At 40.7% G+C, this 14,412-nt stretch carries 12 protein-coding genes and 1 pseudogene; all 13 read right to left on the bottom strand.

What is annotated here, in order from left to right:
- Positions 1 to 323: pseudogene (locus N9I19_RS16260) on the bottom strand (transposase); the annotation flags it as partial.
- A gap of 112 nt (positions 324 to 435) precedes the next feature.
- Positions 436 to 1,170, bottom strand: coding sequence for a glycerophosphodiester phosphodiesterase (locus N9I19_RS16255; RefSeq protein WP_317778387.1), 735 nt, complete (start codon positions 1,168 to 1,170; stop codon positions 436 to 438).
- A gap of 833 nt (positions 1,171 to 2,003) precedes the next feature.
- Positions 2,004 to 2,795 (bottom strand): sporulation transcription factor Spo0A, encoded by a 792-nt coding sequence (gene spo0A / locus N9I19_RS16250; RefSeq protein ID WP_061463989.1) that lies wholly within the window; start codon positions 2,793 to 2,795, stop codon positions 2,004 to 2,006.
- Positions 2,796 to 3,115: 320 nt separating this feature from the next.
- Complete coding sequence (gene spoIVB / locus N9I19_RS16245; protein ID WP_317778386.1) at positions 3,116 to 4,408, bottom strand: SpoIVB peptidase; 1,293 nt, start codon at positions 4,406 to 4,408, stop codon at positions 3,116 to 3,118.
- Between the two features lie 163 nt (positions 4,409 to 4,571).
- Positions 4,572 to 6,287 carry a DNA repair protein RecN gene (gene recN, locus N9I19_RS16240; protein WP_061463991.1) on the bottom strand — a complete coding sequence of 572 codons (1,716 nt, stop codon included), beginning with the start codon at positions 6,285 to 6,287 and terminating at the stop codon, positions 4,572 to 4,574.
- 22 nt (positions 6,288 to 6,309) lie between these two features.
- Positions 6,310 to 6,759: a transcriptional regulator AhrC/ArgR gene (gene ahrC / locus N9I19_RS16235; protein ID WP_034308279.1), complete on the bottom strand. Its 450-nt coding sequence runs from the start codon at positions 6,757 to 6,759 to the stop codon at positions 6,310 to 6,312.
- A 327-nt stretch (positions 6,760 to 7,086) separates the two neighbouring features.
- Positions 7,087 to 7,914, bottom strand: a complete 828-nt coding sequence (locus tag N9I19_RS16230; protein ID WP_061463992.1) for a TlyA family RNA methyltransferase — start codon at positions 7,912 to 7,914, stop codon at positions 7,087 to 7,089.
- Between the two features lie 4 nt (positions 7,915 to 7,918).
- Complete coding sequence (gene dxs, locus N9I19_RS16225) at positions 7,919 to 9,811, bottom strand: 1-deoxy-D-xylulose-5-phosphate synthase (RefSeq protein WP_061466140.1); 1,893 nt, start codon at positions 9,809 to 9,811, stop codon at positions 7,919 to 7,921.
- Positions 9,812 to 10,061: 250 nt separating this feature from the next.
- On the bottom strand, positions 10,062 to 10,955 hold the full coding sequence (locus N9I19_RS16220; protein WP_061463993.1) for a polyprenyl synthetase family protein: 894 nt from the start codon (positions 10,953 to 10,955) through the stop codon (positions 10,062 to 10,064).
- A 1-nt stretch (position 10,956) separates the two neighbouring features.
- Positions 10,957 to 11,190, bottom strand: a complete 234-nt coding sequence (locus tag N9I19_RS16215) for an exodeoxyribonuclease VII small subunit (protein ID WP_034308286.1) — start codon at positions 11,188 to 11,190, stop codon at positions 10,957 to 10,959.
- Positions 11,187 to 12,539, bottom strand: a complete 1,353-nt coding sequence (xseA, locus tag N9I19_RS16210; protein WP_089361485.1) for an exodeoxyribonuclease VII large subunit — start codon at positions 12,537 to 12,539, stop codon at positions 11,187 to 11,189. Before xseA ends, N9I19_RS16215 begins: the two co-directional genes overlap by 4 nt.
- Before the next feature lie 150 nt (positions 12,540 to 12,689).
- A complete protein-coding gene (gene folD / locus N9I19_RS16205) occupies positions 12,690 to 13,565 on the bottom strand; it encodes a bifunctional methylenetetrahydrofolate dehydrogenase/methenyltetrahydrofolate cyclohydrolase FolD (protein ID WP_061463995.1) in 876 nt (291 codons plus the stop codon).
- Positions 13,566 to 13,633: 68 nt separating this feature from the next.
- A complete protein-coding gene (nusB, locus tag N9I19_RS16200) occupies positions 13,634 to 14,026 on the bottom strand; it encodes a transcription antitermination factor NusB (RefSeq protein WP_061463996.1) in 393 nt (130 codons plus the stop codon).
- Positions 14,027 to 14,412: the final 386 nt, after the last annotated feature.

Here is a 14,412-nt window from a genome sequence, read left to right as displayed (position 1 = left end):
TACTTGAAACCTTTCGGATTTTAGGACCATTCCTTCCCATGTAGATTTGGATTGCGCTTTTTTAAATAGTCCACCTGCGCTTTCAGATAGGCATTTTCTTCTTCTACACTAGAAAAATTCTTACGGTTCCATACACCACGTCGGTCTTCAAAAGGCTCATTATTTTGCGTTTTCTTAACCCAATTCGCTATTTGCGCATCACTTTTAATACCAAATTGTTCACGAAGCTGACGATATGACCAGCCTTTCTCCAACTTCAATCGAACAACTTCTCGCTTTAATTCTTCTGTGTATGTTTGAAACGTTTGCCCCTTTTTTGCCATAGAAAAATCCCCTCCCAGATAGACTGTTAAGAACATTTTATCATGCTCTCTTTTTTACTCTGTCTACCTGTAGGGGATAATACCAGCCATGTAATTATGGCACCTTCTTTCTTTATCTCGATTTAAGTCCTTCTCTGGCCCGTACGGCTGCCTCAGGAAAATCGGTTATGATGGCGCTGCACCCCAATTTGAATAATCTTTTCATCTCGGCTTCCTCATTGATGGTATATGGCCGTACAGCAACACCCATGCTCAACGATGCTTGAATAACAAAATCAGGGGCAGCCCGGAAATTTGGATGGATTGCGCTCCCGCCTATTGCCTTGGCATATATCCACGGCATGTACAGACCATCCCTATAAAGTGGTGCCGTTTCCAGTTCCGGTGCCAATTGATGGCATTTAACCAAACTGTAATGATTGAATGATGAAAGGATAATCCTTTCATCCATTTCGTAGGCACGGGTGAGCTGTATGACTTTCTCTTCTAAACCTGGATACAGAAAAAGCGTGTTTTTCAGTTCAATATTGCAATAAAGCTGATTGTCGTTAAGCCAGATAAATAGTTCTTCAAGCGTCGGAATGTTTTCTTTACCCAATTTCCCCTTAAAGTTTGGGGACGCATTAAGTGTTTTCAACTCCATCAAGGTCCTGTCTTTTACATACCCTGAGGCATTCGTGGTCCGATCGAGCTTTTCATCGTGAATGATGACCACTTCTCCATCTTTCGAGAGCTGGACATCCGTTTCGATTCCGTCCGCCCCTACACGTGCAGCTTCTTTGAACGCAGACATCGTATTTTCCGGATGTGTTCCTGCCGAGCCTCGATGTGCAAAGATTAAGGTCATGATGAAATGCCCCCTCTCCCAAAAATCGTTATATCCCAATTTTATGAACAGACACAGCAAATTATTTTCATCTAGATCAATCATTTATCGGAAACTTTCAAAATGCAGGTTATTATTTTCGGCATAGAAGGTTCCTTTCGTCAAACAACTCAATTTCTTTTCCAAACTTTTGATTTGTAAGCAGGTATCCGGAAAGGCCATTTGACCAATCGTTTTTTCACCTTCCCCTTTTGATTTAAGCATATCTATGATTGGCTTCCGTTTCTCATCCAATTGAAGGATTTACGCCATCAACCTCTCCAATCAACATTTTGTTTGTTCATATTCCTTTATTTATTCGAGTTCCTTTATTTTTGATTTATATAAAAGCAAAGTATCATTCAATTCTTTTTTTAAAAGATTACGGTCAAACCCCTTGCCATTAATTATCGTTTTCCCTCCGTACGACTCCCGATAACTGCCGCTCTAACTTTTCCATCCTCCTCAATAACGACGCCGATTAATTTTCCATCTTTTCATCCGTGAAGATATTCTTGGCTTTCAGGAAACTAAAAAAAATTAATGATTCAGATAATGAATCCCGCTTTTTCCACCAAACAAAAACGCCTTTTATTTATTGGATTCTTCCTGCAAAATCCAATAAATAAAAGGCGTTTAATTTTTTTTAATCGGCAGCGTAAAAAATTGAAGTTGCCGATTATAAAAAATCACAAAGCAACTTCTTCCTGTCCCCTTACCACCAGACGGAGAGTTCTTATTTATATTTAGCGGCTCTAGCCTTTATATGGTCAATGGTTACCCTGAATCTTAACAACCGTTTCCCCCTACCCCTGTCAAGATGCTTTATGCTCGAGACGGAGCTTATCGGCCACCATAGCAATAAATTCGGAATTTGTAGGTTTTGCCTTAGTCATGCTGACGGTATAACCGAAAAGGGATGAAATGGATTCTATATTGCCACGGCTCCAAGCCACTTCAATCGCATGTCGGATAGCACGTTCCACACGGCTTGCTGTAGTATTGTACTTTTTTGCAATATCCGGATATAAAACTTTGGTGATCGATCCCAATAGTTCAATATCATTATATACCATGGATATGGCTTCCCTTAAATACAAATAGCCCTTGATATGTGCAGGCACTCCAATTTCGTGAATGATGCTTGTGATGCTGGCATCGAGGTTTTTAGGCTTGGGTTCATTTTGGGGACGATAGCTAAACTGACTATGATTTTTTAAAACCGCCTGCCCTTTACCGCTTACCTGACGAATATGATTGGCTAGATTTTCCATATCAAAAGGTTTTAGGATAAAGTAAGACGCGCCCAAATCAACTGCTTTTTTCGTGACATCTTCTTGACCAAAGGCAGTAAGCATAATTACATTAGGCATAGCACCCCGTTTTAATTCACGAAGTTTTTCAAGTACACCTAACCCATCTAAATGAGGCATGATAATATCGAGGATCAATATATCCGGATCAACGCTTTCAAGCATACCCAGGCAATCTTGACCGTTATGTGCCACCCCAATTACTTCCATGTCTTCCTGTGCAGAAATGTATTCTTCCAGAAGGCCAACAAGTTCTCTATTATCATCTACAACGCACACCTTAATTTTTTTCACGCTTGATTTCCTCCTCAACTACAATTGGTCTTTTTTTCTATATGACTAAATTCTATTGTAATTGAACTTTTCGACAATGGAAACTAAATTCCTTTTATTTTTGAAAAAATATAAGGAATTCAATATTATTCTCCGGATATCTCTTGTTTTCGACTTCGTTTGCTATTCGAATGAACCGATTGTCGAAAAATCTTTATTTCGTTTTCATTTTATCACATCGTTTTAAAAAAACATCTATTTTTTGAAGAAATCATATTTAATTCCTACCCATGACCTGCGTTTAATAAAAAAAGGGCATCCAAAAGGATACCCGGTTTCATTTAGCTTGCCTTTTCATAATTATCTTTGTCATATATATTTATACCGGCTTCGTTTAACATCCATTCGATATGAACTCCATACCCACTTGTAGGATCATTAACAAATACATGGGTGACTGCACCGATTAATTTCCCATTTTGTATGATGGGACTGCCGCTCATTCCCTGAACGATCCCACCCGTTTTTTGAAGCAATTCTTTATCCGTCACTTTTAAGACCATTCCTTTAATCGCAGGAAACTTCTGTGGTATGGAACTGACGATTTCCACATCGAATTCCTCTACTTTGGAACCATCCACCACCGTCAGGATTTTAGCTGGTCCTTCCTTTACCTCATGGGAAAGGGTGATGGGGAGCGCCTTGTCATTTATCCCATTTTTAAAATCTTGATTTAATTTCCCAAAGATCCCAAAGGGACTGTTGCGATTGATATTTCCTATTTTTTCTTTATTAGAAGAAAAGCGTGCCAATTTTTCTCCCGGATCACCATTGCTTCCTTTTTCGATGGACGTGACAGTCGATTGAACGATCTGTCCGTCCTTTACAACAATCGGCTTTTTTGTATCCATATCGGAAATAACATGTCCCAATGCCCCATATTTTTTCGAGTCCGGGTGATAAAACGTCATCGTTCCGATGCCGGCTGCTGAATCACGGATATACAAACCTAATTTGTAAGTTCCTTCATTCTTATCTTTCAAAGGTAAAAGGGTACTATGAAGCACTTTATTCTCTCGGTTAATGACCAAATTCAACGCCTGACCCTTTTCACCTGCCTGTTGAACAAAAGGGGTTACATCCCCCATCTTCTTTATCGTCTGACCATTGATTTCTGTAATAATATCACCTATTTCAATTTTCGCTTTTTCTCCTGGTGATTTTTTTCCCTGCGCAGTATCAATAAGATGATGACCTACTACGAGCACCCCAAGAGTATTAAGCTTCACACCAATGGATTGGCCTCCAGGCATGACTTTAAAGTCTTTTATCACTCTAATGTCGACCTTTTTGGCAGGCAGGCCTGCCACATCGAGTAACACTTCATTCGTCCCTGGTTTCTCAGCACCAAGCGTAATTGAAGTTTGCTCATCATGAAGCGAAATCCCATCACTGGATCCCGAAGCTTTTGCAGAAACAGGCAATGATTTGGAAATACTATATTTACTTCCTTCAAATAGTACAAGATGATTTGGAATTAAAAAATATTCACGAGATGGCTGGTATAACCCTAATGTTAATAGCGAAACAAGGAGAATTCCACCGATGATTCTGTTTATCCATACAAATTTCAATCCATTCACTCTCCTCGCTCTCTGAAACTTTATGGCTACACCTTTAATTTAGCCCTCAGGACAGTCATTTATAACAGGTACACAAAATAAAAGCTATCCGTTTTTGGATAGCTTTACAATGAATGCTTATGATAAAAGTTTAAATAATCTTCTTACTGGCCCATCAAGATGTAATCTTCAGCCTTTTGGCCAGCTGAATTAATTCATTGGCATGCTGCTTCGTCAAATCCGTAATCTCGACTCCTGAAATCATCCTGCCGATTTCTTTTATTTTTTCAGTTTCAATTAGAGGCTTTACAGAGGTATTCGTACGTCCAGCCCTTACATTTTTCGCTATGAAAAGGTGGGTATCCGCCATAGCTGCCACCTGTGGTAAATGGGATATGCACAGCACTTGAGACCCCGTTGCCACTTTATAGATCTTTTCAGCAATCGATTGTGCAACCCGTCCGCTCACACCCGTGTCCACTTCATCAAATATAATCGACGTTATGCCTTGGTGCTTGGAAAAAATGCTTTTCAAAGCCAGCATGATCCTCGACAGCTCTCCACCCGATGCAATTTTAGAAAGGGGTTTTAACGGTTCCCCCGGATTGGTGGAAATATAAAATTCCATCGAATCCAGCCCCGATTGATTAATGCCCCTATCTGATAACTCATCGAAAGTATAAGCCGTTTGAAGGAAATGGGGTTCGAAAATTGTCTTTTCCATGTATAAATCTTTTAATTCCTGATGGATCTTTTTGGTTAACTGCTGAGCGAATGTCTGACGAAGATCAGACAAATTCTTTGCTTCAACAATTAAATCAGCCTTTATTGATTTCATTTCCTTTTCAAGCTTTGCTATGTGTGTTTCCCTATTTTGCAGTTTTTCGACTTCTTCTTCTATGCCTGCACCATATTCCAGGATTTCCTCGATGGACCGCCCGTATTTACGTTTTAATTGATTTATTTCATTTAGGCGACTTTCAATGAATTCAACACGTTCTGTATCAAAATCCAAAGAGTCTAATTGATCTCGGATGTTCGATACGGCCTCTTCAAGAAGGAAGTAACTATTTGATACGGTCTCGGAGCTGTTTTTTAAACCTTCATCAAGCCCTGCCGCCTCTTCCAGGTTATTCATGGCTACGGAAAGCCAATCAATTGCATGCTGCTCACCATTTAAAGCATTATAACTCGTTTGCAGCGCTTCATGTATTTTTTCGAAATTATTAATTTTCTTCCGCTCTTCCATCAATTCTTCATCTTCGCGAAGTTTCAAATCAGCTTTTTGGATTTCATCGAATTGAAATTGGATCAAGTCAAGGCGATGGACCATTTGCTGTTCATTTTGACTCAAACTATTTAATTGTTTAGAAGCGGTTTCATAACGTTTATATAGCTTTTGGTATTCCGTGAGTGCCGATGCGATTTTTTCTCCGCCGAATTGATCCAGCAGAGGAAGGTGGAGCCGTTCATCCATTAATTCCTGATGTTCATGCTGACCATGAATATCTATCAATGTCCGTCCTATCTCGCGTAAAATGGCAATCGTTACAAGTTTTCCATTTACCCTGCAAACGCTTTTGCCGCTCTGTGAAATATCCCTACGAAGAATGGCCATACCGTCATTCATATCCAGGCCAAACTCTTCTGCTTTGGCAAAGACCGGGTGTTTCTCATCTTCAATTTGAAATAATCCTTCTATTTCGGCCTTCGACTCACCATGCCGTATGAACTCGGCAGAACCACGTCCTCCAACCAAAAGGTGAACGGCATCTATAATAATTGATTTCCCTGCCCCTGTTTCTCCGGTCAAGACAGTCAGGCCTTTCTCAAATGAAACGGACAGGCTGTCTATGATCGCAAAATTCCTAATCGATAGTTCTGTTAACAAACTAGGTCACCTCACAAAATTATTAGAGCATGTCCAAGAATTTGCCGGAAATGATCTTTGCATCTTCCTCAGAACGGCAGATAATTAAACAAGTGTCATCGCCGCCGATCGTCCCGAGTATTTCTTGCCAATTTAAATTATCAATCAATGCACAGATTGCCTGGGCATTACCCGGGAGCATCTTCATTACCAGTAAATTATTGGCTGAGTCAATGCGTACAAAAGCATCAACCAGGATTCTCTTTAATTTTTGAAGTGGATTGAAACGTTGATCGGCTGGCAGGCTATATTTATACCTTCCATCAGTTAAAGGGACCTTAACAAGGTGAAGCTCTTTAATATCCCTTGAAACAGTGGCCTGAGTTACATTGTATCCAGCTAATTTCAGTTCTTCAACTAGCTCATCCTGGGTTTCTATATCATTATTCGTTATAATGTCCCTTATTTTTATATGTCGTTGTCCTTTATTCATAAGTAGAAGCACCTCTTCTCAACTGTTGCTCATTTAATGGAGTATCACTTTTATATCATACTTAAGCAAGCTGCCCAAAATGGGATTGTTTCAAGTATCATCCGTACGTGCAAATAGACCGCTTTCTAAAGTGGCTAATATTAATGTTATCGGATTTTTATGCAATTGTACAACTTTTTCTCTAAAAAGCATAACAACTCTATTTTTTGTTCATACCTATTTTATGTATTCCCCTTAAATGATTCAAGTGCATTACAGGACCATTTAAAATTAAAAAGCTCCTTTTAGCCAACCATCCAGCCAAAGGAGCCATACAAAAAGTTCTAGCTATTCTTTTTTAAATTGGGCATGGGCTTCCCTAACGATGTCATCAACCGTTTTCGAAAGCAATATCGCTCCATCGTCTTTTGACCCTTGCCAGTATAAATGAAGTAAAAATTCAATATTTCCATCACCGCCGGTAATCGGTGAGAAGGAAGCATCCTTAATATCGTAGCCTTCCTTTTTTGCAAAAGAAATGATCTTATCCAACACTTGTTTATGGATTTTGGGATCACGAACAATCCCCTTTTTACCCACTTGATCCTTCCCAGCTTCGAATTGCGGTTTAACTAAAGCAACGACGTCGCTATCCGGAACAAGGAGCGTCTTTAACACCGGTAGAATTAACGTTAGCGAGATGAAAGAAACATCAATGCTTGCAAAGTTTGGCATCTCCCCATCGAGATCGGCGGGTGTAACATAACGGAAATTCGTCCGTTCCATTACTTTTACCCGTTCATCCTGCCTAAGCTTCCATGCAAGTTGATTATAGCCTACATCAAGTGCATAAGACATTGTGGCACCATTTTGCAGGGCACAATCGGTGAACCCTCCAGTTGATGATCCGATATCAAGCAGGATTTTTCCGTTCATTTGTAAATCGAATTCCTTTAAGGCCTTTTCAAGTTTAAGTCCGCCTCTTGAAACGTAAGGCATAACTTTTCCTTTGATCGTAAACTCAAGATCGACCGGCACTTTTTCACCCGGTTTTTCGTACCTCTCTTCATTCGCGTAGACAAGACCAGCCATAACCATACGCTTCGCTTTTTCACGTGTATCGGCCAAGCCTTGTTCTACAAGTAATATATCTACTCTTTCTTTCATCACTTTCATATTGTCAGGCCCTTTTTTCTTTTTTTGGTGTTATCATTTTAATCTTTTTGATGGCTGTCTCTGTCGTTAAACCGATTTCTTCAAGAAGTTCATCGACACTGCCATGTTCAATGAAATAATCAGGTATTCCCATTCGATCTATAATTGCCCCATAAAAACCTTGATCATGAGCATATTCAAGTACAGAACTACCAAAACCACCTTGTAGAACCGCTTCTTCTATAGTCAAGATAGGCATTTTTTCACCAAGAAGACTGCTTAGCATGTTCTCATCCAAAGGCTTAATGAAACGGGCATTGATCACCTTAACTGAATAATCCTCTTTCTCAAGCAGTTCTGCAGCTTTAAGAGCCATGGGGATGGTTGTACCGAACGTTAAGATGGCAGCATCCGTTCCTTCTTTAAGAACTTCCCACGTACCGATTGGAATCTGCTGTAAGTCAGTATCCATTTCAACTCCCGAACCATTCCCACGAGGGAAACGCATAGCGATCGGACCATCATTATAGCTTAAGGCCGTATTGACCATATGTTGGCCTTCGTTTTCATCTTTCGGCATCATCAACACCATATTTGGAATGTGGCGTAAGAAAGCAATATCGAAAACCCCTTGATGTGTTTCACCATCAGAACCAACCAATCCGGCACGATCGATCCCTATGAATACGTTTAGATTCTGTCGGCAGATATCATGGACCACCTGATCATAAGCCCTTTGCAGGAAGGTTGAATAAATAGCCAGGAATGGTTTCATTTTTTGCGTTGCCAATCCAGCTGCAAAAGTTGCTGCATGCTGCTCGGCAATCCCTACATCATAGAAACGTTCTGGGAACTCTCGGGAAAACCCCACCAATTTCGAACCTACCGGCATTGCAGGTGTAATCGCGACAATCCGTTCATCTTCACGAGCGAGCCTGCTGACAGTATCGCTTACGAGGGCACTCCAAGCAGGAGCTTTACTAGTGGATTTCACGAAATCGCCTGTCTCGATCTTGTATGGGCCTGTCCCATGCCAATTTCCTGTTGTATCCAACTCGGCAGGTGAATAACCCTTGCCTTTTTTCGTGATGACATGTAGCAGTACGGGTCCCTTCGTTTTCTTGGCATATCTTAAATTCTCCAGCAATTCTTCATAATTATGACCATCAACTGGTCCAAGGTATGTGAACCCGAGTTCTTCAAAAAAGATTCCTGAGACCAATAAGTACTTCATGCTATCCTTCAAGCGTTCAGCGGTAGCCGCAAGTTTACCACCGACTGCAGGAATTTTTTTCAAAAGCAATTCCAATTCATCTTTTGCCCAGTTATATTTACCTGCTGTCCGCAATCTTCCCAATATCGTGTGTAAAGCACCTACGTTAGGGGCTATCGACATTTCATTATCATTCAGGATAACGATCATGTCCTTTTTTTCATCACCGATATGATTCAAAGCTTCAAGCGCCATTCCGCCTGTTAGGGCCCCGTCCCCGATGACAGGTAAAATAAAACTTTTTTCACCTTTGATATCACGGGCAGCCGCCATTCCCATTGCAGCTGAAAGAGAAGTCGAACTGTGACCGGTTTCCCAAACATCATGAGGGCTTTCAATCATTTTAGGAAAGCCGCAAAGACCTTTATATTTCTTTAAGGTATTGAACTCTCCTGCTCTGCCAGTCAGGATTTTATGGACATAGGATTGGTGACCGACATCCCATAAAATTTTATCGTTCGGACTGTCGAATTCTTTATGCAAGGCTATAGTCAACTCGACTACACCTAAATTGGGACCAATATGCCCACCGGTCACCGATAATTTTTCCACAAGAAATTTTCGTATTTCCATACTTAACTCAACTAGTTCTTCATTATTCATATTCTTCAAAAAAGAAGGGTCTTTTATAGATAGAAGATCCAAACAGGACCACTCACTTTCTGTCATTTTCGGTTGTAAGCAAAAACAAAGCCTCATAAAAGAGGTCTATATGGAAGACTTGACCGAAAAATTGGTTTTAAGTTAAAAAATAGCCGCCAACACCCAGGTGATTTCGGCGGCTTAATATACCTATTTATCACATATCTCAATTAAAAATCCCATTTGGGTTTTCACATATTTTTGCACAATGAGTATACCATAAAACCTCATTTGATAACAAATTTAGCCACAATCAATGGTTACGGTTCGCTATTAAATCAGTTAGATCATTCAACAGACCCGTTTGTAATGTTGTTTTTCCTAAAGCGGCATGAGCAAGTTCAATATGATGTTCCAACTTTTCCTTTGCCCCTTGAAGAGTAAGTAAAGAGGGGTATGTGCTTTTGTGATTTCCCACATCACTGCCAACCGGCTTGCCGATCAACTCTACTGATCCTTCAATATCCAGAATATCATCCCGAATCTGAAAAGCAAGCCCCAGATGGTATGCAAAGTCACGTAAATGCAGTCGCTGTTCTTCATTCGCCCCGGCCAATATAGCTCCGGAAAGGATGCTAGCAGTCAATAATTTCCCTGTTTTATGTTCATGGATATACTCCAATTCCTGGAGCGTCAACTGTTTATTTTCACCTTCCATATCGGCAACTTGACCGCCAACCATCCCTTCGGCTCCGGCGGACCTGGCAATTTCAGATACAAGGTTCAGCTTCATTTCAGCCGTCACCTCGGGATCGATCATTTCCGTCACCAATTGAAAACTATATGTAAGGAGGGCATCACCTGCCAGTACTGCTACCGCCTCACCGAATACTTTATGGTTCGTCGGTTTTCCCCGGCGAAGATCATCATCATCCATCGCTGGGAGATCATCATGGATCAATGAATATGTATGTATCATTTCAATGGCAGCGGCTGCAGGTATACCCATCCTCAAGTTTTTCCCAAAGGCCTCTAGAACCGCAAAGACCAATAAAGGGCGAATCCGTTTACCGCCTGCTTCCAATGAATAGATCATGGCTTCTTTGACCACAGCCGGAGCTTTCAACTTATTGACATATTCAACGATTTCTCTTTCTATAATCGCCTTATATTCTTTAGAAAACATATCAAAGGACGCCGTACCCATGTTATTCTTCCTCCTGGACAGCGAAGTTTTCAAGTTCCCCATCTTCGCGTAAAATTTGAGTCAATTGATCTTCAACTGCCTTAAGTTTTGAGTGACAAAGCCTGGATAAGTCCATTCCTTGTTTATATATGGAGATGGCTTCTTCTAAGGGCACATCCCCCTCTTCCAACTGTTCCACAATTTTCTCGAGATTCTCCATCGCTTCTTCAAATGTAGCTTCCTGTTTTTTTGTCATGGTTCCATTCGCTCCTTTATTTCTTTAATTTCACATTCAAGGGTTCCATCTTTTATGGAAACGGCTATTCTATCCCCTTCGGTTACTTGCTGTGTACTTTTCACTAATGTCTCATCCTCAGCAAAAACCAATCCATAGCCCCTTTCCATGATTTTTAATGGGCTGAGGGCAGACAACGTGGCTGTAATATGAACGAACTGCTGTGATTTTTGCCGATAGATGGCTTCCATGGCCCTCCGTAATACTTTTGCATGCTGCCGCAATTCATCTTTGGATTTTTTCACAGCTTGTTCAGGATGCTGCTTTTTCAGAATATCGTTGATCTGATTAAGCTCATCTCTCTTTTTCATGAAATAACGCGTGCTGGACCTCCCTAGCCTGTCCATCGTCTTGTCTAGCTGTTCAAGCTTCTGTTCATACATTTTATGTGGATAACGAAAAGCATAAGACCTCTCCATCCTGGTCAATCGGGTGCGTTCAAAATTCACCGCTTCACGAATGGAACGGGTCAAGCGATTCTTACGGTTCATCAGACGTTCGTGTATTTCATTAAGATGGGGAACTGCTAACTCTGCTGCACCAGTCGGCGTAGGGGCCCTCATATCGGCGACAAAATCAGCGATTGTAAAATCGGTTTCGTGACCGACAGCAGAAATTATCGGTATATCAGAATCATAGATCGATTCAGCCACTATCTCCTCATTAAAGGCCCATAGCTCCTCGATCGACCCGCCACCCCTTCCGACAATGAGCACATCGCTTTCCGCCCTTGCGTTAGCCATGGAAATTGCCTTGGCAATCGATTTAGCGGCATTATTCCCTTGCACAAGTGCAGGGTAAACGATAATTCTGGCAATTGGATATCTCCGCTTGATCGTTGTCAGGATATCTCTTAGTGCGGCTCCGGTCGGTGAAGTTATGACTCCTACAGACTTAGGGTACTGTGGAATCGGTTTCTTATGTTCGGCCAAAAACAAACCTGCCGCCTCCAGCTTTTTCTTCAGCTGTTCATAAGCAAGATACAAATCCCCCACGCCATCAGGTGCCATGCTTTTCACATATAGCTGATACTGTCCGCCCGCTTCATATAATGATATATCGCCCTTAACAAGTACCTTCATTCCATTTTCGGGGAGGAATTTCATCCCTTTGTTATTGGCGGCGAACATAACGGATAGGAGTCGGGCCTTCTCGTCCTTTAGAGTAAAATACATATGTCCGCTTGTATGTTGTTTAAAATTCGAAATTTCGCCTTTTATGTATACATTTTGCAAATGGGGATCGGCATCGAACTTCCTTTTGATATATTTCGTTAAAGCCGATACACTCAAATATTGTTGGTTGCTCATATAATGTCTCCTTCCGATGGAAATCGGATATAAAGAAAACTTACCTATAGGTTACACTTAAAACTTGATTAAATCTATGAATGGAAAAAAGCGGTCTCCCGTTATTATAAAACAAGAGGTCCGCTTCTTTAAAATAATTTAACGCTTTTTTCAGCTTTTCAATGCTTGCTTGTTCTGTTCAAGTGCTTTTTGAGCAGATTTGACCGTATTCTTCATAAGCATCGTAATCGTCATGGGACCAACGCCTTTAGGAACAGGTGTAATGAATGAAGCCTTATTTTTCACTTCATCAAACGCCACATCACCGCAAAGCTTCCCTTCTTCATTCCTGTTCATTCCGACGTCAATGACGACTGCACCTTCTTTGATATGTTCACTCGTGATCGTGTCCCTCTTGCCGACAGCGGCCACAACGACATCAGCTTGCTTGGTATAATACGCAAGGTCCTTTGTCTTTGAATGACAGTAAGTAACGGTTGCATTCGCATTTAAAAACATTTGTCCGGCTGGTTTTCCAACGATATTACTTCTCCCTACGATGACAACATGCTTACCTTCAAGGTCATAGTCGATATACTCAAGCATCACCATGACACCGTATGGCGTACAAGGTAAAAAGGCATCCTGCCCCGTCATCATCCGCCCAATATTAATCGGATGAAATCCATCTACATCCTTCTCGGGGGAAATCGCTTCAATGATCGCTTTTTCCTGAATATGTCCAGGCAACGGCAGCTGCACCAATATACCGTGAATACTGTCATCCTGGTTTAATTCATCAATGCTCTGAATTAATTCCTCCTGAGATAGTTCCGCAGGCTTTTTAATTAATACAGAATGCATGCCCAAATCTTCACAGGCCTTTTGCTTATGGCGTACATAGGTTTGTGAAGCTTGATTGTCGCCCACCAGGATTACAGCCAAACCCGGAACGATATTTTTTTCACGTAACTGCTGCACTTCCTTACTCATTTCCTGCCTAACTGACTCTGCAATTTCTTTACCATTAATGATTTGAGCTGACATGTGTATATTCCTCCCAAGATAATTTGCTAAAGAAATTACTGAGAAAATCCTCGTTCAAGGCTGCAGCTTTAGCTGCCGCTTTTCACCTTTACTTTCGATAAAACGGCATTTACAAAGCTGCTTGATTGATCATCACCGAATTTCTTAGCAATTTCAATAGCTTCATTCATTGCAACACTTACAGGAACATCTTCACTGTGAATCATTTCATAAACCGCGATCCGCAGTAAATTCCGATCAATGTTCGCCAGTCTTTCCAACGTCCAGTTCTCTAAATTGTCCCTGATCATTGCATCAAGTTGTTCACGATTTTCCGTTATTCCCATTACTAATTTTTTGAAATATTCATCAGTAGGAGCACCATCCAGTACGCTTTCCATTGCTTCTTCTGCATTCGACTTGGCAATATCTATCTGATATAGTGCTTGAAGGGATTTTTCACGGGCTACTCTTCTTTTCATAATCTTACTCCTTTAACATCTACTATTATATATGAAAATGCTAGAACAAACGAACATTAAATAATATTTTTTGAAAAATATTAAGATTTTCGCTGTTTTTTTTATAAATTAAGCTAATCTCACTAAAATTAAGGCCAAAAGACTCAAACACCTTGATTCAAGACAACATCTCAAGATTCATTTCCAGTTAAACGGCCAACAAAGTCCCATACTTTTTTAAAGTGTCAAAAAGCTCTTGCCTAGCTTTCATGCTCATATTTCACCTTTTACACTCTAACAGAAATCACCCTTGAATTAAAGGGAAACTTCCAGACACCGCCTTATTATGTTCATTTTACGTAATATTATAAGCGGGGTATCATCGAGTCAAAAATTCCAAAAACAAA

The sequence above is a fragment of the Peribacillus sp. CSMR9 genome, from assembly GCF_033141925.1.
In the GTDB taxonomy this organism is placed as follows: Bacteria; Bacillota; Bacilli; order Bacillales; family DSM-1321; genus Peribacillus; species Peribacillus simplex_A.
The sequence above is the reverse complement of the archived record's forward strand: the minus strand, read 5'-3'. Positions and strand labels throughout refer to the sequence as shown.

Coding starts and splice junctions, on each gene's coding strand:
- N9I19_RS16255 (WP_317778387.1), bottom strand. CDS start 1,170: ATGACCTTAATCTTTGCACATCGAGGCTCGGCAGGAACACATCCGGAA.
- ahrC (WP_034308279.1), bottom strand. CDS start 6,759: ATGAATAAAGGACAACGACATATAAAAATAAGGGACATTATAACGAAT.
- N9I19_RS16230 (WP_061463992.1), bottom strand. CDS start 7,914: ATGAAAGTGATGAAAGAAAGAGTAGATATATTACTTGTAGAACAAGGC.
- N9I19_RS16220 (WP_061463993.1), bottom strand. CDS start 10,955: ATGGGTACGGCGTCCTTTGATATGTTTTCTAAAGAATATAAGGCGATT.
- N9I19_RS16215 (WP_034308286.1), bottom strand. CDS start 11,190: ATGACAAAAAAACAGGAAGCTACATTTGAAGAAGCGATGGAGAATCTC.
- xseA (WP_089361485.1), bottom strand. CDS start 12,539: ATGAGCAACCAACAATATTTGAGTGTATCGGCTTTAACGAAATATATC.
- folD (WP_061463995.1), bottom strand. CDS start 13,565: ATGTCAGCTCAAATCATTAATGGTAAAGAAATTGCAGAGTCAGTTAGG.
- nusB (WP_061463996.1), bottom strand. CDS start 14,026: ATGAAAAGAAGAGTAGCCCGTGAAAAATCCCTTCAAGCACTATATCAG.